The organism is Methylobacterium sp. NEAU K (assembly GCF_030700285.1).
In the GTDB taxonomy this organism is placed as follows: Bacteria; Pseudomonadota; Alphaproteobacteria; order Rhizobiales; family Beijerinckiaceae; genus Methylobacterium.
Genome location: NZ_JAUYZJ010000008.1, coordinates 56,095 through 78,588, shown reverse-complemented (window position 1 = coordinate 78,588; position 22,494 = coordinate 56,095). Strand labels below are relative to the sequence as shown.

Sequence of the window (22,494 nt, the reverse complement as noted above, 5' to 3'; positions counted from 1 at the left end):
AAAATTGCGCCGCCGCGCCAGCGTGGCTAGAGGGCGGCAGGGGCCGCATGGCCCGGCCGAATCCCGAGAGCGCAGCTTGATCACGCGACGCGTCCTGACAGCCCTCGGCCTCATGGCCCTCGCGCCGCTCCCGGGCCTCGCCCTGGCGGCTTCCGGCGGACCACGCCTGGCGCCTCCCGAGCCGATGGATTTCGACCGTCTGAAAGACCTCGCCCGGGCCCTGCGGGACCGGCCTTATGCGCCGCCCGCCGAAGCACCGGCTTCAGCCGCGCTCGATGCCCTGACCTACGGCCCCCTGCAGGAGATCCGCTATCCGCCCGGCCACGCGCTGTTTCCGGAGAGCCCGTACCCGGTCACCTTCTTCCATCTCGGCAACTTCTTCCGGCATCCGGTGAAGGTCTTTGCCCTCGAAGTCGGCCAAGCCCGCGAGCTCCTCTATTCCCGCGATCTCTTCGCCTACCCGGCCGGCAATCCTGGCAAGGACCTGCCCGACGGCGCCGGCTTCGCGGGCGTCCGATTCCAGAAGGTCCCGGCTGGCCAGCCGGGCGATGACGGCGACTGGCTGGCCTTCCTGGGGGCATCCTACTTCCGCGCCGCCGGGGATGGCGCGCAATACGGCGCGTCGGCCCGGGGCATCGCCATCGACACCGCGCCCGGCCCCGGCAAGACCGAAGAATTTCCCGTCTTCACCCGCTTCTACGTAGCGCCGGCCTCGGATGGGGCGGTCACCGTGCTGGCCCTGCTCGAAGGACAGAGCCTCACCGGCGCCTATCGGTTCACCGCCCGGAAGGAGCCGCACGTGGTGATCGACGTCGCCTGCACGCTCTACATGCGCAAGGCCGTCGAGCGGTTCGGCGTGGCGCCGCTGACCTCGATGCTCTGGTACTCGGAGGGGATGAGCCGGTTCCTTGCCAGCGATTGGCGCCCCGAGGTGCACGATTCCGACGGGCTGCTGATGCAGACCGGCGCCGGGGAGATGATCTGGCGCCCACTCAACAACCCGCCGCGCCTCAGCGTCAGCGCCTTCGCGGACCGCTCGCCCAAGGGCTTCGGCCTGCTTCAGCGCGACCGGGCCTTCGCCAACTACATCGACGACGGCTTCGAGGAGAACCGGCCCGACATCTGGGTCGAGCCGCAGGGCGATTGGGGGGCGGGCAGCGTGCAGCTCGTCGAGATCCCGACTCACCAGGAGACCGACGACAATATCGTCGCCCTGTGGGTGCCGGCCGATCAGCCGGCCGCCGGCGCGGAGCGCAGCTTCGCCTATCGCCTGCACTGGCCCGTCGCGGAGCCGGTCGCCACGGATCGCGCCCGGTGCGTCGCGACCCGGGCCACCAAGGCGTCCTGGCTGCCCGACCCGGACAGGCGCCCGGGCCGCGCGAACCTGGTGCGCCAGTTCGTGCTGGAATTCGAGGGCGCGGCCCTGGCTGGCCTCGATCCCGAGAAAGCCACGGTCGCCCTGACGCTCTCGCGCGGCAGCGCCGAGGAGGCCGGCGCGACCTGGGCGCCTTACGGCAAGCCGAGCCCGTGGCGCGTCTTCCTCAAGGTCTATGCCGAGGGCCCGGATCCGGTGGAAATGCGGCTGCAGCTGAAGCACGGCGAGCGGCTGCTCTCCGAGACCTGGGCCTACCAGTACTATCCGGAAGCACCCGGGCCGAGCCCGTGCCCTGGATCCCCATCGCCGCATCGGAGGCCGCCATGAACGGCGAACGACCGCCCGGCATCGAACTCCCCGAGACGCTGACGCGGCTGTTGAGAGCGCCCAAGAGCGCGATCTGGCCGACCCCCGAGGACAGGCATCGCCTGCGCCTCGGCCGCCAGCGGCCGCAGCAGCCGAGCCGGGCCGTGATGGGCGTCTGGCTCTGGGCGATCCTGTACAACCTGATCGGCTTCGCGATCCTCGCGACCCTGTGGCGGACGATGCATTGACCCGATGAACTTACCCGGCTCGAACCTTTCCCGTGCGCCCGGCCCGGCGGTGGCGCTGCTCCTTCTCGGCTTGGCCGGCGTGCCAGCCGCAGCACAGATGCCGGGAGGCGCCCTTAACGCGGATGACGGCACCGGGGCGATCAAGGTCTGCTCGCCGGTGGCGATGCCGCGCTGGCGCTCGATGACCCCGGTGCCCCAGACCTGGACGTTCCTGGATTGCATGGGCTTCTCGGGCGAGATGGGCGCGAGCCATTTCCAGCTCGGCTGCCTGTTCACCAACGTCACGCCCTACGCGCAGAAATACGCCTGGGGGCCGATGGTGCCGATCGAGAAGGCGGCGCTCGCCAAGCCTCAGCCGCCCGTCCCCAATTGCGGCTGGTAACGCAGCGGATCAGCGGCCTCCGGGCAGATCGTCCGACCAGTCCAGCGCGAGGTCGAGCCGGGCTCGGAAGACGACCAACCCGGCCTCGTCCCGCACCAGAGCCTCCATGTGAAGGCCGAGGCGGTCGCGTGTGAAGAGCGGCGCATGCCTGCACCGAAGCGTGTCGTGTGCGATTTCCACCAAGGCTTCCGCGGCCGATCGACAGGCCTCGCGTCGATCTCCGAATTCGAGCCCCTCCTCGTCGCGGGAAAGCGCTGAGCCGTCGATGAAGTCGGTGTAGTAACGCACGACGCATCGCCTCAAGAGGCAAACAGGAGGTCTGCCGCGACGCGTCTTGACTGTCGCTAACGTGTGTGAAGGCCCCCTGCACTATCGCCGCACAGGGCCCGGCCAGATGCGACCCGGGGTGAGACCCGGAGCGGGCGGCGGCAAGAACGTTTGCGTGACAGGCCCTTGAGCCGCATGGCCTCGCGCCGTTCAGACGAGGGTGCCGATGCCGACAAGGCGGCGCCCGCAAGCGCGCAAAGCTTCGTTAAAGACCCGCCCCGAGAGTCATCCGCGGAGACTTGCCCGCAGAGACGCAGCGACTGACATTTCGCGGCGCATCGAGCGGAATGTGACCGAGGGGCCACGCGATCGATGCGCACGCACAGTTTCCAACACCGAACTGCGGACGTACTTTGACGCGCGCTCTCGAACGGGCTAGTGATAATTTCACGCGAGTAGCAAGAACCATGCCGGAGGTAACGCAGCTCCGGTTGGCGGACCGCGCTGGAAAGGCTCGAGGCCTCGCATGAGTTTGGTGCAACGGCTGGAAGTGCGTCAGGGCCAGGCCCTGGTTATGACGCCGCAGCTCCTGCAAGCGATCAAACTCCTGCAACTGTCGCAACTCGATCTCGCCGCGTATGTCGAGGCCGAGCTTGAGCGCAATCCGCTGCTGGAGCGCGCCGAGTCCGATCTGCCCGCAACGAGTGAGCCCACCGAGGCGGGCGGGCATGGGGACGAGGCGGCCTCCGGCGACGGCTTCGACGCGGCAGATCCCGAAGCGTGGCTGCCTTCCGAACTCAATCCGAGTCGCGGCGAGATCGAGACCGATTTCGACACGCGGCTCGACAACGTCTTCCCGGATGACACCCCGACGCCGATACGGGAGGCGGGCGGCGGCGACATGCTCTCGCTGACGCCGCCGCCCTACGGCAGCGCCGGCGGCAGCTTCGATTCCGAGGCGCCCGATTTCGAGGCGACCCTCACGGCCGAGACCTCCCTGCGCGACCACCTCGCGGGCCAGCTCGATCTGGCGACCCGGGATCCCGTCGATCGGCTGATCGGAGGCTTCCTGATCGACGCGGTCGACGAGGCCGGCTACCTGCGCGAGACGGTCGAAGGGGTGGCCGAGCGCCTCGGCGCGGACATCGCCGCCGTGGCGCGGATGTTGTCGCTGGTTCAGAACTTCGACCCGCCCGGCATCGCTGCCCGGGACCTCGCCGAGTGCTTGGCGATCCAGCTGCGCGAGCGCGACCGGTTCGACCCGGCCATGCAGGCGCTGGTTTCGCGCCTCGATCTCGTGGCCAAGCGCGATTTCAGCGCCCTGCGCCGACTCTGCGGCGTGGACGATGAGGATCTGGTCGACATGCTGGGCGAGATCCGCCGGCTCGACCCGAAGCCGGGCCGGGCCTTCGGATCGAGCGCCGTCGAGGTGCTGATCCCAGACGTGTTCGTGCGTGCGGCGCCCGACGGGTCCTGGCTGGTCGAGCTGAACGGCGAGGCCCTGCCGCGGGTGCTGGTCAACCAAAGCTACTATGCCCGCGTCGTGCGCGGTGCGAGCGCCGAGGGCGACAAGGCCTTCCTGTCGGAGGCGCTGCAGACCGCCAACTGGCTCACCCGCTCCCTGGAGCAGCGCGCCCGCACGATCCTCAAGGTCGCCACCGAGATCGTGCGCCAGCAGGACGGGTTCTTCGTCCACGGGGTCACGCACCTGCGCCCACTGAACCTCAAGACCGTGGCGGAGGCGATCGGCATGCACGAATCGACTGTCTCCAGAGTGACCTCCAACAAGGCGATCGGCACGAGTCGCGGCACGCTGGAAATGAAGTACTTCTTCACCGCGGCTATTCCGGGCGCGGCCGGCATGGCGGCCCATTCCTCCGAGGCCGTGCGCCACCGCATCAAGCAGCTCGTCGACGGCGAGACGCCGGACGATGTGCTCTCCGACGACGCGCTGGTGCAGAAGCTGCGCAGCGAGGGCGTGGACATCGCCCGGCGGACGGTGGCCAAGTACCGGGAATCCCTGCGGATCCCGAGTTCGATCGAGCGACGACGCGAACACTACGCCCACGGATCCGCGCACCACGGTGCGCTCGCCCTGCGCTGAGACCCGCGGCCGCGGCGGCCTTGCGCTACGCGTCCGTCCGGCCCATCCGTCGCGCGCCGTATCACGACGCCTGGACCCGCGATGACCCCGACCGCAACGCCCCCGCGCAGCCTCACCGCCATCGTGCTCGCGGCCGGGAAGGGTACGCGGATGCGCTCGAACCTGCCGAAGGTGCTCCACCGGATCGCCGGGCGCAGCATGCTCGGCCACGTGCTCGCCGCCGTGCAGGCGGCCGGCGCCGGCCGGATCGCCGTGGTGGCGGAGCCCGGCCGCGCGGACGTCGCCGCCGAGATCGCCCGGGAGGCGCCCGGCGCGCAGGTCTTCCCGCAGGCCGAGCGGCTGGGCACCGCGCACGCGGTTCTGGCCGCCCGCGACGCGCTCGCCGAGCCGGGCGACGACGTGGTCATCGCCTTCGGCGACACGCCGCTGATCACCGCTGAAACGTTCCTGAGACTGCGTGCGCCTCTGGCCGAGGGCGCAGCCGTCTCCGTGCTCGCCTTCGAGACCGCCACGCCCGCCGGCTACGGCCGGGTGCTCACGGAGGGCAGCCGCGTCCTGGCGATCCGCGAGGAGAAGGATGCGAGCCCGGCCGAGCGCACCGTCACCCTGTGCAATGCCGGGCTGATGGCGCTGTCGGGACGGCACGCGCTGGCGCTGCTCACTCGCATCGGCAACGACAACGCGGCCGGCGAGTACTACCTGCCGGACGCGGTGGCCCTCGCGGTCGCCGATGGGCTCCCGGTCACCGTCGTGCCGGTGGACGAGGCGGAGGCGCAGGGCGTCAACGATCGGGTGCAGCTCGGCGTCGCCGAGGCCGCCATCCAGGCCCGGCTGCGCCGCAGCGCCATGCTGGGCGGCGCAACTCTCGTCGCCCCCGAGACGGTGTTCCTCAGCCACGACACGCTGCTCGGGCGCGACGTCGTGGTCGAGCCGCACGTGGTGTTCGGACCGGGGGTGCGGGTCGGCGACGGCTGCACCGTACGGGCCTTCGCGCATCTGACGGAGACGTCCCTGGAGGCCGGCGTCCGGATCGGGCCGTTCGTGCGACTGCGCGGGCACGCCGTCCTGGAGGCTGGCGCGGAACTCGGCAACTTCGTCGAGCTGAAGAACGCCCGGATGGGGCCCGGCGCCAAGGCCGCGCACCTCACCTATCTCGGTGATGCGGACGTCGGGGCGAAGGCCAATATCGGCGCCGGCACGATCACCTGCAATTACGACGGCGTGCTCAAGCACAGGACGACGATCGGCGCCGACGCCTTCATCGGCTCGAACTCCGCCCTCGTGGCCCCGGTCACCGTGGGGGAGGGCGCCTACGTGGCTTCGGGTTCGGTGATCACCGACGACGTGCCCGACGGCGCCATGGCGATCGCCCGCGGCCGGCAAGCGGTTAAGCCGGGATGGGCGGCGGAGAAGCGGGCCGCGCTCCTGGTGGAGAAGGCGCGGCGCGGCAAGGGCTCCTGACGACGGGAGGCCCGAGCGCGGCCGGGGCTGGCCCTGCGCGGCCTCGATCCGGTACAAGCCCCCGGGTCGGCACCGCCTTCAGCGGCGCGGCCCGGACCTTGCGCGGCCTGCGCGTGCACGGGGTCCGGGCGCCAGAGCGAGAGACAATTCCATGTGCGGCATCGTCGGCATCGTCGGACGCGACGCGGTGGCGGGGCAGGTGGTCGAGGCCCTGCGGCGGCTCGAATACCGCGGCTACGACTCCGCCGGCATCGCCACCCTGGAGCACGGGCGGCTGGAGCGGCGGCGCGCATCCGGCAAGCTCATCAACCTGGAGGAGCGCCTCGAGCGTGAGCCGCTCACCGGCACGATCGGCATCGGCCATACCCGCTGGGCGACCCACGGGCGCCCGAACGAGACCAACGCCCACCCGCACGCGACCAAGCGGCTCGCGGTCGTGCATAACGGCATCATCGAGAACTTCCGCGAGCTGAAGCGCGAGCTGGAGGCCGAGGGCGTCGTGTTCGAGACGGAGACCGACACCGAGGTCGTGGCCCAACTGGTGAGCCGCAACATGGACCAGCAGATGGGCCCGGTCGACGCGGTCGCCGCCGCCCTGCCGCGCTTGCGCGGCGCCTTCGCGCTGGGCTTCATCTTCGCGGGCGAAGAGAACCTGCTGATCGGCGCGCGGCACGGCGCCCCGCTCGCCATCGGCTTCGGTCACGGCGAGACCTATCTCGGCTCGGACGCCCTGGCGCTCGCGCCGTTCACGGACGCGATCACCTATCTCGACGAGGGCGATTGGGCGATCCTCAATCGGGACGGTGCGGAAATTCGCGACCAGACCGGAGCGCGCGTCGAGCGGCCGCGCCAGAAGATCGCCACGCAGGCCTACCGGATCGACAAGGGCAACCACCGCCACTTCATGGCGAAGGAGATCCACGAGCAGCCCGAGGTGGTGGGCCGCACGCTGGCCCATTACGTCGACATGGCGAACGGCCGGGTCCTTCTGCCCGAGGCGCTGCCCTTCGACTTCGCCAAGCTCAGCCGCGTGTACATCACCGCCTGCGGCACGGCCTTCTATGCCGGTCTCGTGGCCCGCTACTGGTTCGAGCAGGTCGCGCGGCTGCCCGTGGAGATCGACGTGGCTTCCGAGGCCCGCTACCGCGAGGCGCCCCTGGAGAAGGACGGGCTGACGCTGGTGATCTCGCAATCGGGCGAGACTGCCGATACGCTGGCCTCCCTGCGCTACGCCAAGAGCCAGGGTCAGCACACGCTCAGCGTCGTCAACGTGCCGACCTCGACGATCGCGCGGGAATCCTCCGTGGTGATGCCGACCCTGGCCGGTCCCGAGATCGGCGTGGCCTCGACCAAGGCGTTCTCCTGCCAACTCACCGTGCTCCTGTGCCTCGCCATCGCGGCGGGGCGCGCCCGCGGCACCCTCGACGCGGCGGGCGAGCGCCGGCTGGTCGATGCGCTGATCAAGGCGCCCGGCCTGATGGCCGAGGCGCTCACGCGTGAGCCGGAGATCGAGCTTCTGGCCCGGGAGGTCGCGAAGGCGCGCGACGTGCTCTACCTCGGGCGCGGCACGAGCTACCCGATGGCCCTCGAGGGCGCACTGAAGCTCAAGGAGATCAGCTACATCCACGCGGAAGGCTACGCGGCGGGCGAGCTGAAGCACGGGCCGATCGCGCTGATCGACGAGAGCGTGCCGGTGATCGTGATCGCGCCCCACGACGCGGTGTTCGAGAAGACGGTCTCGAACATGCAGGAGGTCGCCGCCCGGGGCGGGCGGATCGTGCTGATCGGGGACGCCAAGGGCGCGGCCGAGCACGGGCTCGACACCATGGCGACCGTGACGATGCCGGACCTCGACGCCACCGTGGCACCGATCGTCTACGCGGTACCGATCCAGCTGGTGGCCTATCACACCGCGGTGTTCATGGGGAAAGACGTCGACCAGCCCCGGAACCTCGCGAAGTCGGTCACCGTCGAATAGCCGCCTCACGGATTGCGGATGACCTGTAGACAGCCAAAAAGTCGGTCCAAATAATTATTTTGTCCAAAATGGCCTGAAAATAAAGTCTGGCCATTTGGACAAACGGAGGACGGGATCACGCCCTCATTGGGCATTGACCGTGATTTGACACCAAGCGCTGATCCGCCATGATCAATTTGTGTCCGTGGACGGTGTTGGTCATGCAGCCCATCGCAACCTCCAGTGTGTCCGAGCGCCGTCGCGAGAAAGAGCGCGCCCGGCAGGACGATCTCGTGCGCATTGAGCAGGGCCTCGAAACCCCGGCCGAGGTGCGTGACCGCAATGGGCTTTTCTCGGCCCTCGATCCGTCGCGCGTTCGCTTGGTCGGTCGCCGGCGTCGCATCGCTCTGGACGTCTGAGCGCGCATCGAACTGAGCCGGTTTACGGCCGTCAGCGTCATACTTATTCCGTCGCGTATGCGCCGAGCTTGGTTAGTTGCCGGTGGGCAGACATTCCGCCTGAACCGAGCGATCGACGTCCTGCGGTCAACGCGGACGCACACACCTCTCTCAATGGACTTACCTCGGAGAAGTGGAGAGCTCTTTCCATGAAGGAGGGGGCCACCGATGGCAGAACCCAAGAAGCAGGTCACACCTGAGTTTCGCGCGGAGGCGGTCCGGCTCGCCGAGACGAGTGGCCGCTCCCGCCGCGAAATCGGCGCCGATCTCGGGGTTGGGCTTTCGACCTTGCGCAACTGGATCGACGGCCGGCGCGATCGCGAGATGGACGCGCCGCCAGCCGACCGGCAGGAGGACATGGCAGCCGCGTTGAAGCGTCTGCGGCGCGAGAACGAGGTGCTGTGCCAGGAGCGTGAGATCCTGAAGCGGGCTACGGCTTTTTTCGTCAACGAGGGACGTCGATGAGGTTCCAGCTCATCGACGCGGCGAAAAGAGAGTTCCCCGTCCAGCGTCCGTGCAAGGTCCTCGACGTCAGCCCGAGCGGTTACTTCGCCTGGAAGGACCGGCCCGCTTCCCGCCGTCAGCGCGAGGATCTGGTCCTGCTCGCCCATGTCCGCTCCGCCTCCTCGCTCTCACACGAGACGTATGGCAGCCCGCGCATGACGCACGAGTTGCGCGAGCAGGGCCTTGTGGCGGGGCGGCGGCGTGTGGTGCGGCTGATGCGGGAGAACGGGCTCAGGGCCCGTCAGCCCCGGCGCTTCCGGCGCACGACCGACAGCCAGCATGCCTTCCCGGTCGCCCCCAACCGGCTCGATCAGGACTTCACCGCCGCCGCGCCCGATGAGAAGTGGGGCGCCGATCTGTCCTATATCTGGACGCGGGAGGGCTGGCTGTATCTGGCGGTGGTGATCGACCTCTACGCTCGGCGGGTCGTCGGCTGGGCGACCGGAGACCGGCTGCACAAGGAGCTGGCTCTGACCGATTTGCAGCGAGCTGTGGTCATGCGAAGATCAGCGGCTGGACTACTCCATCATTCTGACCGCGGCACTCAGTGTTGCTCTAAGGATTATTAAGCCGAACTACGACGACATGACATCGTGATCTCGATGTCCGGTAAGGGTAATTGCTACGATAACGAGATGGTCGAAACGTTCTTCAAGACGGTGAAGAGCGAACTCATTTGGCGTACCGCCTTCCAAACGCGGGCTGACGCGACCGAGGCTCTGGCCCGCTACATCGACGGCTTTTACAATCCCCGCCGGCCCCATTCCGCGCTCGGCTTCGTCAGCCCCCTCCAGTTCGAGAAGCGCAGCGCCAACCAAACCGCTCTCCACTAAACCGAAACAATCCCAGAACGTCGGCCCAGCAAAGGCTGACCGGCGACTGCGTGTTCCACCTGTCGTACCCGCGCCTGTCACGTAACGGACGTCGGTCAGGAGATCCGTCCGTCGCCTGCCGTGAAGAACACGCTGCCGGAACGACCTTCGAACTCACGGAAGTCGCTCGATGTCTCTGGCCCTGGCGAGCCTCGCGGCGATCAGTGCGCATAGGGTGGCCCAAGCCGCACCCGCACACCACCCAGCCGCAACATCGGTCGGCCAATGGACGCCGAGAGCGACCCGGCTGACGCCGAGGAGGACCGTGAGAAGGATCCCCGCTGCCATGAAGTAGTGCTGGATCCGGCATCGTGTCTCGATACGCGTCAACAGCGCGGCAAGGGTCAGGTAGGTGACCGCCGACAGCATGGCGTGGCCACTCGGGAAGCTCGCTGTGAATACCTCCGGCGCGTTCGGGATTAGGTCAGGTCGCGGTCTCTCGAAAAGCAGCTTCAACCCAGTCGAGAGGACCTGGCCCGTCACGACGGATGCGAAGACGAACAGCATCGCCATGCGCTTTCGGGTTATGGCGAGGTAGCCGAGGACGAGGGCGAGCGTGAGGCCGAGGATCACGGTGCTGCCCAGGCTCGTCAGATCACGCAGCATCGATGGTAGCCATGGTGGCCCCAAGAGGTTCGCGGGGTCACCGGCATGGCGGAAGAGCAGGATGATCCGCCGGTCGAAGGCCTGTGTATCGCCCTCCGAGACCTCCTCCGCCAGCCAGCCAAACAGCAGGAGCAGGGCGGCGCTCAGGAACAGCCCGGCCAGCCAGAGCTGTTCGGGCCTTGCGTCGTCACGGTCAGCCGGGGGCGACGGGTCTGTGGCTTCTGGATCTGTCACGAGCGCGTCGGCTCCGCTCCAGGATGGCGGCCTGCGCGCTGCGGCAGCAGGACGATCAGGGCGACGATGAAGGCCGCGATCACCGCCGAGGCGAGCGGCCGGCTCAAATGCAGGCCACCGTCGCTGACCGGCTTGTCGAGGAAGTCGCCCACCGTCGCTCCAAGTGGGCGCGTGAGGATGATCGCCGCCCAGAACAGGCCGACCCGAGAGATCTGTGTCCGGTAGTAAAGGAGGATGACCACAGCGAGGGCCGCCGCGAAGACGAGGGCACCGCCCTCGTAGCCGAGGCCGCCAGTGTCGGCGAGCCAGTCCCCGAGCGCGGTGCCCAGCGTCTGCGAGAAGGTAATGGCCGCCCAGTAGAATGCTTCGACCCGCGGGGTCGAGACCGTGTTCACCGAGACTGTGCCCTCCATCCGGTACCAAAGCCCGAGTACCCCGGCGAGGCAGGCCAACAGCAGGGTCGAGCCGCCCGTGTAGCCAATGCCGATTGAGCGGTCGGCGAAATCGGCCATGGTCGTGCCGAAGGTGGTCGAGGCGACGATGGTGGCCCAGTACAGGGCCGGGTGGAACCGCTTGGCCCGGATCTGGGCGACGACCAGGCCGATGAGCAGCAGGGCGAATAGAGCGGTCCCGGCGAGGTAGCCCCAGTCGAGGGTCATGGTGACGGTATCGCCCCCCGTCTCTCCGAGCGTGGTCGCCAGAATCTTGATGAGCCAAAAGCCGAGGGTGACTTCGGGGACCTTGCTCAAAGTATCTTCTCGGCTGTCTGTCATCGCTCCGTCTTTCGGCTTGTCGGGGCTGTGTTCTTGACGGCGCAAAATGCTTCAAGGCAGCGTCAGTTCTTCCTCGCTACCTCATCGCGGTAGAGGTCTAGGATCCGCTCCCCGGCCGCGCATCGCTCAGCCGCCGCCATGTCCGCGAGGTCGGCCATGGTTCGCGCTGCCACGTGTCCGATCTCATCGCGGGCGAACGCGTAGGGTGGCTCTCGATCGAGCAACGCGAATTCCGCCTCGGCCTCATCGATGGCGAGCGGGCGTTCGGCGGGTCTTGCGGCCCAACTGCACATCGCTGTGATCCAGAGCGCGGTCAGATCCCCGTCGGTGCAGCCGCCATAGATCCGCCCCCAGCGGAGGTACCGCATCGTGCGGTCCAGCCACAGACGCGCGGCCTCGGAATGCGCCACATTGAGAGCGAAGCTTCCATCGTCTGTATCCGTCATCGCGATCCCGTTGCCGCGGGGACGTATTCCAAGGGACAGCGCACGGGGACCGAACCCTGGAGGTTGCGGGCTCGCTTCTCGGCCAACGCACATCGAGGATCGGTGGCCGGATCTATACAGATCGGTATAGATCCGGCGCTTGGACCTGACTGGCGCGATCCGGCTCAAAGGGTCGACGTTACGAGATCGTATGGTTCGCCGGTCAGCGAACGCGGCTATGATCGGCCGCTTACCGCATGCACGATCCGGGAAGCATCCGCGTCCGATGAAGGTCTTGCTGATTGAAGATGACGCAGAGACGGCCGATTACGTGGGCCAGGGTCTGCGAGAGCACGGCCACATCGTCGATCTCGCCGGCAACGGACGCGACGGCCTCTTTCTCGCGGCCGGTGAAGCCTACGATGTCATGATCGTCGACCGCATGCTGCCTGGGCTGGACGGTCTCGGCGCAGTGAAGACCTTGCGGGCGGCGGGCGTTCAGACGCCGGTCCTGTTCCTCACCACGATGTCGGGGGTTGGACAGCGCGTCGAAGGACTTGAGGCCGGCGGCGACGACTACCTGACCAAGCCGTTCGCGTTCGCAGAGTTGTTGGCACGGGTTCACGCGCTCGGTCGTCGCCGACCGTTCGCGCAGGTCGAGACGGTTTTGCGCGTGGGCGATCTCGAGATGGACCTGATCGGCCGCAAGGTGCGACGCAGCGCGCGCACGGTCGAGTTGCAGCCGCGCGAATTTCGACTGCTGGAGTTCCTGATGCGCAACGCCGACCGCGTCGTCACACGCACCATGCTGCTTGAAAATGTCTGGGAGTTTCACTTCGACCCCAAGACCAATATCGTCGAGACGCACGTGAGCCGCCTGCGCTCGAAGATGGACCGGGGCTTCGGCTGCGAGCTGATTGAGACGGTGCGCGGCTCGGGATATTGCCTTCGTGGGCCGTCGATTTAACATCCTGCGCGGCAGCGGGGTCCGCTTCGCGCTGCTGCATACCGTGGTCTTCGTGATCTCAGTGGCCGCGGTCGGCGTCACCGCAGAGGCGCTGGTCACGCGCGCGCTCAAGCTCCAGGCCGGCCAGCGGGTCGAGGGCGAGGCGGCCGAGCTGCTCGACGAGTTCCGACAGTACGGCAGCGATGCGTTTCGCAAGCTGATCGACGCGCAGACCGCCAGCGGGGAGAGCCGCCTGCACTATGCGCTCCTTGGACGGGACGGTCAGCGCGTCGCCGGCGAGCACCTCGTCGCGCGCGCCGCGGCTTCCGTTCCGGCCGCTGGAGCGAGCACCCTGGCAGAAATCCGGCTCACAGGATCCGATAGGTTCCTGCTGAACCTTCGATCTCTCACCGACGGGACGACCCTTGTCGTTGCCGATGACCTCGGCAGCGTCGACGACGTGGAAGACGTCGTTGCGAACGCCTTCACGATCGTGCTCGGCATTTCCGTGCTCCTCGGCTTGGTCGCCGGCTTCCTGTTGACGAAGGGCGTCTTGTGGCGCGTCGAGGCTGTGACCCGCACGGCCGAGGCGATCATTGCCGGCGATATGACGCGGCGGATCGAGCCGACCGGGGCCGGCGACGAGTTCGATCGCTTGGCCACGAGCCTGAACGCGATGCTCGACCGCATCATGCAGCTGATGGACAGCCTGCAGCAGGTTTCCAACGACATCGCCCACGACCTGCGCACGCCGCTGTCGCGCCTGCGCCAGAACCTGGAACGTACGCGGATCCATCCGGCGACGACCCAAGACTACGCGGTTGCGGTCGAGCGTGCGATCGACGAGGCGGACGGCCTGCTTGCGACCTTCTCTGCGCTGCTGCGCATTTCTCAAGTCGAGGCCGGCAACCAACGCGTGACGTTCCGACCGGTCGATCTGACCGAGGTGGTCACGACGCTCTTCGAGGCCTACGCGCCTGACGTCGAGGAGGGTGGCCGTATTCTCACGTGCGCGGTCGCGCCGGGAATCGTCATCGACGGTGATCGCGAACTGCTGGCCCAGCTCTTGGCCAATCTCATCGAGAATGCGCTGGCTCACACGCCGCTGGGTACCGAGATCCGGGTCAGCCTCCTGAGGCCCGGTCGAGCCGAGCGTGGGCCGGCCATCGAGGTGGCCGATGACGGTCCGGGAATCCCAGCCGCCGAGCGCGACAAGGTGCTGCGCCGGTTCTACCGGCTAGAGCGGAGCCGCACGACACCGGGCAACGGCCTGGGACTGAGCCTGGTTGCGGCGATTGCCAAGCTTCACGGCGCTGCCCTTCGGCTCTCCGATCCGGAGCCGGGCCTGCGGGTGACCATAGCCTTCCCATGGAGGCTGCACGTGGAGGCGACGACGGGCCAGACCGCGCCGCTGGGGAGCTCGGGTACCTCGGTTTCGGGATCAAGCCTCGATCCTGCCATGATGCACCACACCTGATCTTGGCCGCGATGTATGCGAGCGATGCGCGATATTTTGAGGATTGCCTGAGCCTGAGATGTGCGGCGGTCCTCCCACTGACCGCGCTCGTGCTTCTGCTCGCCACCTCACTCCCTGTGCAGGCTGGTCCCCCGTACATCACCGATGATCCGGAGCCGACCGATACGGGGCATTGGGAGATCTATCATTTCGGCATGGGGACACGCACCTTCGGTGTCACCGCCGGTCAGGCGGGCATGGATATCAACTACGGAGCCTATAAAGATCTTCAGCTTACGGCGGTCATCCCGGCAGATTTCGAGCATGGGCCAACCAGTAATGTCGGAGTTGGCGACATCGAGCTCGCGGCGAAATACAGATTCCTGCACCAGGCCGAGGGTGACATCACGCCGGACGTGGCCTTCTTCCCGCGTCTGTTCCTGCCGACCGCCAATCGTACGTTCGGATCCGGCCGGCTGGAGGTGTTTCTGCCCGTTTGGGCAGAGAAGGATTTTGGTGACTGGTCGCTGTTTGGCGGGGGCGGCTATACGATCAACCCAGGCCTGAACCAGCACAACTATTGGCTCGGCGGTGCCGTGTTGCAGCGAACGATCACCGATCAGCTTAGTCTCGGTGTGGAAGTCTATCATCAGACTTCCGCCGCCGTCAGCACCGCGCCTTTGACTGGCATCAACCTCGGGCTGACATACAAGCTGTTCGATCATTGGTCCCTGCTGGCGGCGGGAGGACCACTCTTCGGTCACACGGGTCCAGGAGCGAGCTACAGTTTCTACGTCTCGCTGAAGGCCGACTATTGATCTGGGGCGTGGCGATGATCGGTCCCCACGAGGTGGTCCGAGTTCAAACTGAGCTTGTCGAAGGAGGCGAGGACGGCCGACATCGCTTTCCAGAAGCCGCGCCGGGACCAGCGGTTGAAGCGGTTGTAGACCGTGCCCCGCGGGACCTATCGCCGACGCTCGGGGAATAGGTCGCATCCGCACCGCTCAAACCGTCCGCTAGCTCTGCGGCATGGATCGCACCTTCCCCATGACCCGCGACGCCGGGCTCGACCGCCTAACGGCCTTCCTCGCAGGAGCCGGCACCAATTACGCCGCTGCCCGCAACACCGACCGCGGTCCCCACGTCGGGCCGACCACGTCGGCACTCTCGCCCTACCTGCGCCGGCGCCTGATCACGGAGGCCGAGGTGGTCTCCGCCGCCGACAACGCGTTCGGCGACGGGGGGGCCGAGAAGTTCGTGTCCGAGGTGTTCTGGCGGACCTACTTCAAGGGCCACTTGGAGACCCACCCCGCCGTTTGGACGGATTATCTCGCACGCGCTGCGGCGGGCCGGGAGCGGATCGCTGCCGAGCCAGGGCTGCGCCGGACCTACGAGACCGCGGTCGAGGGCCAAACCGGCATCGACGGCTTCGACGATTGGGCACGCGAGCTGGTCGGGACGGGCTGGCTGCACAACCATGCGCGGATGTGGTTCGCCTCGATCTGGATCTTCACGCTGCGCCTGCCCTGGGCGCTCGGCGCCGATTTCTTCATGCGCCACCTGCTCGACGGCGATCCGGCGAGCAACACGCTGTCCTGGCGCTGGGTGGCTGGCTTGCACACCCGTGGCAAACACTACGTCGCCCGCGCCGAGAACATCAGACGGTATACGGACGGTCGCTTCGATCCCGCCGGCCTCAACGAATACCCCGACCCACTCGACGAGGCGATGCCGCCGCGAGAGGTCGGCTTGCCGTCAGCGGATACGGCTTCGCAAGGCGACGTCGTCCTGCTGCTGCACCTCGACGACCTCCACCCTGAGAGCTGGCCGTTGAGCGGAGCACGGGTCGTCCGCGTCGGCGGCCTGCTCGCCCACGCCAGCGGTGCGTCGGATCGGGTGCGGGCGGCCGACGCGGCAGCGATGGCGGATGCCTTGGAACGGGCAGGGACGCATTTCGGTTGCGAGGCGGGAATGGCCACAGGCGACTGGTCCGGCGATCGTCCGACCGTCACGGCATGGGCGCCCGTCGGTCCTTCGGCGGATGCATTGCCTGCCGATTGCCTGCGCATCAGACGCGCATGGGACGAGGTGACTTGGCCGCTGTCCACCCGAGGATTCACCAGAGTGAGGAAGGCCATCCCGCACCTCTTGCCAGACTGATCTCCGAAGCTGCGGTCTTGACCGATTATGGAAGGGCACCACCAGCGCTCGCAGCCTCGGCATCTACAACAACTCAGGGCTTATCGTCAATTTCGTCGCTTGATGGGATCATTTCCACGTGCGGTTTCAGCAATACAGCGTCAGATCTCTCGATTTATCTCGCGCAGAACAATCTGTGAATAGCAATATATATTATAATTATTCGCATTTTTTATATCTTAAAATTACTATTATTGGTAGATGTATTTCTGCTGACAGGACAATATCTCGGATGGCAGAACCGAAGTAGCATTCCACGCCGCAATACCCTGCAGAGGCGGTGCGGCTCGCCCAGACGAGCGACCGGTTCCGCCGAGAGGTCGCCGCCGATCTCGGGGGCGGGCTCTCGACCCTGCGCGACCGGATCGACGAATTGCCTTGCCTGCCCACTGGCAGGAAGACATGGCCACCGAGCTGAAGCGCCTGCGGCGCGAGAATGAGGTGCTGCGCCAGGAGCGCGAGATCCTGAAGCGGTCATGGCTTTCTTCGGCACCAAGGGACTCGGCCCGAGCGACAACTTCGCCTGGAAAGACCAGCCCGCGTCCTGTTGCCCCTCTATGTCCGCTCGGCCTTCGCGCTGCCGCACCAGACCTGCGGCAGCCCGCGCGTGACACACAAGTTGCACAAGCAGGGCCTCAAGTCCGGGCAGCGACATGTAGCGCGGCGTGCGGGAGAACGGCTCAAAGCCCGGCAGTTCCGGCGCTTCCGGCGTGCGGCCGACAGCCGCCATGCTTTTTCGGCGGCGCCCGACCGGCTCAACCAGGTCCTCACCGTCGCGGCGCCCGACGGGAGGTGGCGCGCCGCGGGCGGCCCGCCCGCACCGCCGCCCCTTGCGTTCAATCAAAGTCGCCGCGGCTCACGCGCGTAAGTATATCGCCGCTCGGAGCATATTGCTGATGGCGCTCCGCCGACGCTTGATGATGCATTGAGGCACCGTCAGATCGATTGTGAAGGCCTGCGACCATGCGGATCATCGGTGTTGTGACCTTGCGCGCTGCTGCCCTCGGCATCGCGGTGAGCGTTCTGGGCGTCCCAGCAATCGCTCAGGGCGTTCGCGCCTTGCCGGAGACGGACAGCGCATTGGCGGCTCAAGCCGAACGTCTCGCGGCGGCTCCTGATGCTAAAGCGATCTTCATCGAGCCGACGGATGCGCCTCACCGCCATTGTTTCAGCGCTTGTTTGAAGAGCGGGAGCCTGCTCTGGATGTGCAAGCCCTCGCAGAGCTGTGCGCTGGATTGCAATACATCGCCACCGAGCATGCATTGTCACGAGGGGCGGCGGTAGGCACCGTGATCCGGTCGAACTGTCGAACTTGAGCCGCTCCTGCGCCTCCGCGGCGTATGAATGCTTGCGCTCGGCTCCGCATTCCTGGGCGACGACATGCCTGCGTTGACACCGGCGATTCAAATCCCGGCCCGGGTCGTCTCGAATATCCTGTCCCTGTCACAGGCGGCAAGCTTCGCGCGACGGGGCGGACAGGTCGGCCGCCCGGAGGCCTCAGAAGCCGTAGTAATCGGTGCAGTGGGCCGGGGCGACATCCCCTGCGTAACCCCAAATGCAGTCGTCGTAGCGGCTCCAGGGAGCATAGCCGACGCCAAGCGCCATCCGAGAACCTGCCGAGCCATCGGCGAAGCCTTCGGCGCGAGAACCCGGGCCCGGCAACCTGTATTCGGAGTATCGGCGGGCCCGATAGCCTGACCGGCGCCTGGAGGACCGAAGTGACTCCCGACGGACATGCCGGCAAACGCAAGCGGGATCCGGACCAGCCTCGACATGGGCGAATGGGAGCGCGGTGATCCTGGGACGCGAGAGCGCCGCTGTCGGCGCGGCCAGAATCGCGATGACGACGACGTAGCGGAGCATGGTCCGTCCCTCCCAGCATCTCAGCGGCGATGACGAATTTTAATCAGCCTCATCCTGCGTTCACGTCGGTCGTGTCGATGGCCTCGGTATAGGGCCGCAGATCCTCAGCGGTCCTGACTGGACCGGTATTTCGGCCCGGCTCTGGAAAGAAGCTACTGCGCGGCGGTGGCCAACGATAGCCGGACGGTCAAATTCGGGACGTTGCATCCGGCAGAAGCGCCCAGGTCCCTCGATTCTCCTCCGAGCAGAGCAGCGACACCGAGCCGGAAGGCGCGCGGTCTGGACAGGATCGCCGCGCTACAGCCGGCGCGCGGGCATCGCCGGCTCGATACGCGATGGCTGGCTCGGAGCGTTCCTGGCGACCGGCAAGACACAGCCGGCCGGCGACACGGCTGGTGCGGTGACCTCTGAGAAGATGAAAGAGTTGCGCGCGGTGGGCCGAGCTGAAGGTAGGCGTGGTCGATCTCCGTGTGGAGAATCGTGTCGTGTCCCCAGGCACCTCTTCCGCGCCCTGGAACGGTCGTAGCCCGGCGAACTTGCAGGGAGCGCAGTACGCCCGGCCCGCGGATCGGGATGAGAGCGGTCAATCGTTCGTGCTCCCGGCGCAACACTTTTATTCAAAATGTTTCCTGGCATGCCAGAGGGCCTTCCAGGCGATTGACCCCGAAGGTGGCCTCACTCAAATTCGAATACGATAAGAGATTGGATTTCGCGGCAGCGAGAGGCTTATTCGCGCCGCAATAGATCGATCTTGCAACAAATGGCGCTGGACGACCGTCGCTATGGCGGACAACGTCGAGTCAAAATCAAAAACATCACCTTGGGGAGGTCTGGAAATGCTGCTCGTGAAACGACTGTTGTTGAGTTCGAGCGCATTGCTGACCACGGGGGTTGCTGTTCAGGCGGCGGACCTCCCGATGACCAAAGCGGCTCCGATCGAGTACGTCCGCGTTTGCGGCGCGTACGGGAAGGGCTTCTTCTTCATCCCCGGGACCGACACGTGCCTGCGCATCTCGGGACGCGCGCGCTACGAGTACCTGAACGTACCGACGTCGAAGATCCGCACCGGCACGGGCGGTGACACATCGGAATCCCGGGCCTTGATGCGCCTCAACCTGGATGCGCGTACGCAAACGGCCTACGGAACCCTGCGCGCCTTCGTCCGCCTCGACGTCGCGTCGTTTCTCGGGAACCAGTCGGTGCTCGCACGCGCCCGTCAGGGCCTGTCCATCGTCGGCTTGGGTGCGGACGCCTACAATCGGGCCTTCAACTTCGTCAACGTCGACAAGGCCTTCATCCAGTTCGCCGGGCTCACCGCCGGTCGCGCCTCGTCGTTCTTCGATTTCTACGCGCACGACTTCGACATGATCGGCGCGATCCAGAGTTCGGACGTCTACAGCACCAACTTGCTCGCCTACACGGCGACCTTTGGCACTGGGCTGTCGGCAACGCTGTCTGTGGAAGATCCGACCAACCGTCGGCAGCCGATCTTCGGCACGGGCGCCGCCGTGGGGGCCTTCAATCCGGCGAGCGGCTTTGCGGGCTTCAATGCGACCTTCAACGGCTTCGGCGCAGGGACGTTCCTGGCTCCCATCGTGGTGGCGCCCGGCGTGGTCGCCTTCCAGGACGTCACCCAGAAGAACCGCATGCCCGACTTCGTCGGCGTGCTGCGTTACGATGGAGGCTGGGGCTCGGCCCAGTTCTCGGCCGCCGTGCACGAGATCAATGGCGGCAACGCGGTCTCGACCGTGACGGTCGGCAACGCCGCGACGAGCTTGCTCGGCGTCTCACCCGTGGGTCGCGCGCCCAACGAGTACGGCTGGGCCGTGCAAGGCGGCCTCAAGGTCAACCTGCCGATGATCGCCCCTGGGGACGCGCTCTACCTGCAGGGTGCCTACGGCGAAGGCGCGATGAGCTACACCGGGTATCAGTACTACTCGGCTCCGTATGACGGCCTCTCGACCGGCATCCAGGTGGGCTCGGGCCTGACCCGGTATTTCGCCGACGCTGTGCTGAACCCCTCGACGGGCCATTACGAACTCTCGACGAGCTTCACCGCCACGGCCTCGCTCCTGCACTACTGGACGCCGGAATGGCGCTCGGCCTTCTATGCCAACTACGGCGAGGCGGATTTCGGGTCGGCAGGCCGCAATGCCCTGGCTCTGCTGGGCTTCGGGTTCCCGCGCTTCACCGGGACGGCGGCGAGCCGGGCCGCCTTGGCGGCGAGCTCGACGCTGCGGGACGCCTACCAGATCACCGCCGGTGCGAGCCTGATCTGGTCGCCGGTCAAGGACCTCGACATCGGCGTGGAGGGTGCCTGGATCCGGGGCGGCGTGAAGAGCGGCCTGGTGCAGGACTCGACGAACCCGTTCAAGCTCATCAGCAAAGAGGACAATGCCCAGGCTCGCTTTCGCGTACAGCGGGACTTTTAGTGGGTGAAGCGTGACTCGTGCGGCGGCGGTCTGCGTCCTTCGGGGCTTGGGATCGCCCCGTTCCTGATACTGCTGGGGAACGGCTACGTGCCGGTTGGGTGAGGCGTGCGAAGGTGGACCGCCGGGTTCGCACGCCGGTTGTACTTCGCGTGCCCGCGCCCCCATGAGGGCCTCGTGTTCCTGGCCCGAGCGCAGTGACCCGAAGCGGCGCTGCGCGCGTGCAGCGTGATTTTACAAGGTAGGCTTTGCGGTCCCGCGCCGCGAAGCGGACGCGCACCCGAGAGGTCGGCACCGGCCCGCAGCACCGCGGTCAGGGGACCGCCGCTGAGCCGATGCCTCTCACCCGATCCGCCGCGCCGCCCACCACAAGCGCCACAGCCGGCGCCAGCGCGGCAGGTCGATGGCGGTGTTGAGCGGGTCGTAGCTCGCCCGCTCCATCACGGCGAGGTATGGCGCCACGAGCGCGACGGGCAGGAACGCCGCCCCGGCCGACGGAGCGATCGTGGGGCGCGAAGCCTCGAACGCCTTGAGGTGGCGCCGGGCGAGGTCGCGCAGATCGGCGCAGGCGCGGTACAGCCCGGGTCCGCCGCGGCCGGTAACGATATCCTCGCGGGTGACGCCGTAGCGGGCGAGCACGTCGGCAGGCAGGTAGACCTGGCCCGAACGGGCATGCCAGGGCAGGGCGCGGAGCAGCCCGGTGAGGCCGTAGGCCACCCCGGCATGGCCAGCCGCCCCAGCGCCGCCCGGCTCGGTGCCGTTGGCGATCACCAGGCTCGCCAGCCGGAACAGCGCCGAGGCGGTCTCGCCGCAATAGCCCTCCAGGTCGTTCACCCGGGGCATCGGATCCTCGTAGAGGTCGAATACCCGGGCATCGATCAGGTCGACGAAGGGTTGCCGCCCGAGGCGGTTCACCCGGATCGCCTCCTCCAGGGCGGCCGCGACCGGGTTCGCGCGCACATCACCGCGGGCCTCGCCCTGGAGGGCGTCGCGCCACCATTGCAGGCGGATCTCGCCGGCCATCGGGTTCGAGGCGGCCTCGCGCACCCGGGCGATGGTCAGGCTGAAGGCGTAGAGCGCGAAGAGGTGGGGGCGGGCGGCGGCCGGCGCGAACAGGGTGGCGTAGTAGCGGTCCGGGTCACCATCCCGCACCAGGGTTTCGCAATGCGCCTGCGCGAAGGCCAATCCGGTCTCGGCCGGCTTACCGTCGACCTCCGGCATCAATCGACCGCGATCAGAGCGGCGGCGACCTTGCGGTTCTCCGCGACCAGGATGTTGTAGGTGCGGGCCGCGGCTCCGGTCTGCATCACGTCGAGGCCGACGCCGAAATCCTTGAGCCATCCCCGCAAGGCGGGGGCGATCGCCGCGATGTCGAGGCCGGTTCCGACGAGCAGCAGTTCGATCCCGGCCGCCTCGGCCTGGACCGGGCGCAAGGCCGTCCGGTCGATCGCCTTCACGGACGCCACGTCCCAGGCGCGCACCCCGGAGGGCAGGAGCAGGATCGAACCGCGATGCGACATCCCGGCGAACCGGAAGCCGCCGTTGCCGTAGGTATCAATGATGTGGCGCCCCGGCACGAAGCCCGTTTCGAACCCCAGCGCTGTCTCCCGTTCGGCCATGTCCGGAACA

General features: G+C 67.2%; 18 protein-coding genes and 3 pseudogenes. 14 read left to right on the top strand and 7 right to left on the bottom strand.

Annotated features, from left to right (window positions below; all coding sequences use genetic code 11):
- Positions 1-76 precede the first annotated feature (76 nt).
- Genes Q8W67_RS08765 through Q8W67_RS08755 form a run of 3 tightly spaced genes read left to right on the top strand, consistent with a single transcriptional unit; the run spans position 77 to position 2,311 of the window.
- Complete coding sequence (locus Q8W67_RS08765) at positions 77-1,702, top strand: glucan biosynthesis protein (protein WP_305543825.1); 1,626 nt, start codon at positions 77-79, stop codon at positions 1,700-1,702.
- A complete protein-coding gene (locus tag Q8W67_RS08760; protein ID WP_305543822.1) occupies positions 1,699-1,929 on the top strand; it encodes a hypothetical protein in 231 nt (76 codons plus the stop codon). Before Q8W67_RS08765 ends, Q8W67_RS08760 begins: the two co-directional genes overlap by 4 nt.
- A gap of 4 nt (positions 1,930-1,933) precedes the next feature.
- Positions 1,934-2,311 carry a hypothetical protein gene (locus Q8W67_RS08755; RefSeq protein WP_305543820.1) on the top strand — a complete coding sequence of 126 codons (378 nt, stop codon included), beginning with the start codon at positions 1,934-1,936 and terminating at the stop codon, positions 2,309-2,311.
- 9 nt (positions 2,312-2,320) lie between these two features.
- Here the strand turns inward: Q8W67_RS08755 and Q8W67_RS08750 are convergent, their stop codons facing one another.
- The gene (locus Q8W67_RS08750; RefSeq protein WP_305543817.1) at positions 2,321-2,599 is read right to left on the bottom strand and encodes a hypothetical protein; all 279 of its coding nucleotides are present in this window, start codon (positions 2,597-2,599) and stop codon (positions 2,321-2,323) included.
- A 505-nt stretch (positions 2,600-3,104) separates the two neighbouring features.
- Between Q8W67_RS08750 and rpoN the strand changes: the two genes are divergently transcribed.
- The 5 genes and pseudogenes from rpoN (at position 3,105) to Q8W67_RS08725 (ending at position 9,895) form a co-directional block, all read left to right on the top strand.
- Positions 3,105-4,682, top strand: coding sequence for an RNA polymerase factor sigma-54 (gene rpoN, locus Q8W67_RS08745; protein ID WP_305543814.1), 1,578 nt, complete (start codon positions 3,105-3,107; stop codon positions 4,680-4,682).
- A gap of 81 nt (positions 4,683-4,763) precedes the next feature.
- On the top strand, positions 4,764-6,143 hold the full coding sequence (glmU, locus tag Q8W67_RS08740) for a bifunctional UDP-N-acetylglucosamine diphosphorylase/glucosamine-1-phosphate N-acetyltransferase GlmU (protein ID WP_305543811.1): 1,380 nt from the start codon (positions 4,764-4,766) through the stop codon (positions 6,141-6,143).
- Between the two features lie 151 nt (positions 6,144-6,294).
- Positions 6,295-8,121 carry a glutamine--fructose-6-phosphate transaminase (isomerizing) gene (gene glmS / locus Q8W67_RS08735; protein WP_305543808.1) on the top strand — a complete coding sequence of 609 codons (1,827 nt, stop codon included), beginning with the start codon at positions 6,295-6,297 and terminating at the stop codon, positions 8,119-8,121.
- Between the two features lie 200 nt (positions 8,122-8,321).
- Positions 8,322-8,519 (top strand): hypothetical protein, encoded by a 198-nt coding sequence (locus tag Q8W67_RS08730; protein WP_305543805.1) that lies wholly within the window; start codon positions 8,322-8,324, stop codon positions 8,517-8,519.
- A 207-nt stretch (positions 8,520-8,726) separates the two neighbouring features.
- Positions 8,727-9,895 (top strand): annotated as a pseudogene (locus Q8W67_RS08725) (IS3 family transposase).
- Positions 9,896-10,048: 153 nt separating this feature from the next.
- Here the strand turns inward: Q8W67_RS08725 and Q8W67_RS08720 are convergent.
- The 3 genes from Q8W67_RS08720 to Q8W67_RS08710 all read right to left on the bottom strand — a co-directional run bounded on the left by Q8W67_RS08720 (position 10,049) and on the right by Q8W67_RS08710 (position 11,993).
- Positions 10,049-10,774, bottom strand: a complete 726-nt coding sequence (locus Q8W67_RS08720; RefSeq protein WP_305543803.1) for a phosphatase PAP2 family protein — start codon at positions 10,772-10,774, stop codon at positions 10,049-10,051.
- Positions 10,771-11,547 (bottom strand): hypothetical protein, encoded by a 777-nt coding sequence (locus Q8W67_RS08715; RefSeq protein WP_305543800.1) that lies wholly within the window; start codon positions 11,545-11,547, stop codon positions 10,771-10,773. Before Q8W67_RS08715 ends, Q8W67_RS08720 begins: the two co-directional genes overlap by 4 nt.
- A 62-nt stretch (positions 11,548-11,609) precedes the next feature.
- A complete protein-coding gene (locus Q8W67_RS08710) occupies positions 11,610-11,993 on the bottom strand; it encodes a hypothetical protein (RefSeq protein WP_305543797.1) in 384 nt (127 codons plus the stop codon).
- A 265-nt stretch (positions 11,994-12,258) separates the two neighbouring features.
- Here Q8W67_RS08710 and Q8W67_RS08705 point away from each other — a divergent pair, with 265 nt between their 5' ends.
- From Q8W67_RS08705 to Q8W67_RS08695, 3 genes are read left to right on the top strand one after another with little or no spacing between them, the layout of a single operon-like run.
- Positions 12,259-12,939, top strand: coding sequence for a response regulator transcription factor (locus Q8W67_RS08705; RefSeq protein ID WP_305543794.1), 681 nt, complete (start codon positions 12,259-12,261; stop codon positions 12,937-12,939).
- A gap of 43 nt (positions 12,940-12,982) precedes the next feature.
- Positions 12,983-14,395 (top strand): HAMP domain-containing sensor histidine kinase, encoded by a 1,413-nt coding sequence (locus Q8W67_RS08700; RefSeq protein WP_305543791.1) that lies wholly within the window; start codon positions 12,983-12,985, stop codon positions 14,393-14,395.
- An 11-nt stretch (positions 14,396-14,406) separates the two neighbouring features.
- Positions 14,407-15,192, top strand: coding sequence for a hypothetical protein (locus Q8W67_RS08695; RefSeq protein WP_305543788.1), 786 nt, complete (start codon positions 14,407-14,409; stop codon positions 15,190-15,192).
- Positions 15,193-15,257: 65 nt separating this feature from the next.
- Here Q8W67_RS08695 and Q8W67_RS08690 read toward each other — a convergent pair.
- Positions 15,258-15,335, bottom strand: a pseudogene (locus Q8W67_RS08690) (IS5/IS1182 family transposase); the annotation flags it as partial.
- An 86-nt stretch (positions 15,336-15,421) separates the two neighbouring features.
- Between Q8W67_RS08690 and Q8W67_RS08685 the strand changes: the two are divergent.
- The 3 genes and pseudogenes from Q8W67_RS08685 (at position 15,422) to Q8W67_RS08675 (ending at position 20,868) form a co-directional block, all read left to right on the top strand.
- On the top strand, positions 15,422-16,534 hold the full coding sequence (locus tag Q8W67_RS08685; protein ID WP_305543786.1) for an FAD-binding domain-containing protein: 1,113 nt from the start codon (positions 15,422-15,424) through the stop codon (positions 16,532-16,534).
- A gap of 319 nt (positions 16,535-16,853) precedes the next feature.
- Positions 16,854-17,369, top strand: a pseudogene (locus Q8W67_RS08680) (IS3 family transposase); the annotation flags it as partial.
- A 1,903-nt stretch (positions 17,370-19,272) separates the two neighbouring features.
- Positions 19,273-20,868, top strand: coding sequence for a porin (locus Q8W67_RS08675; RefSeq protein ID WP_305543775.1), 1,596 nt, complete (start codon positions 19,273-19,275; stop codon positions 20,866-20,868).
- Between the two features lie 339 nt (positions 20,869-21,207).
- Here the strand turns inward: Q8W67_RS08675 and Q8W67_RS08670 are convergent, their stop codons facing one another.
- Positions 21,208-22,086 carry a phytoene/squalene synthase family protein gene (locus Q8W67_RS08670; RefSeq protein ID WP_305543772.1) on the bottom strand — a complete coding sequence of 293 codons (879 nt, stop codon included), beginning with the start codon at positions 22,084-22,086 and terminating at the stop codon, positions 21,208-21,210.
- Entirely contained in the window at positions 22,086-22,484 is a 399-nt protein-coding gene (locus Q8W67_RS08665; protein WP_305543769.1) for an Mth938-like domain-containing protein, read from the bottom strand. The genes Q8W67_RS08670 and Q8W67_RS08665 overlap by 1 nt, the downstream gene beginning before the upstream one ends.
- Positions 22,485-22,494 lie beyond the last annotated feature (10 nt).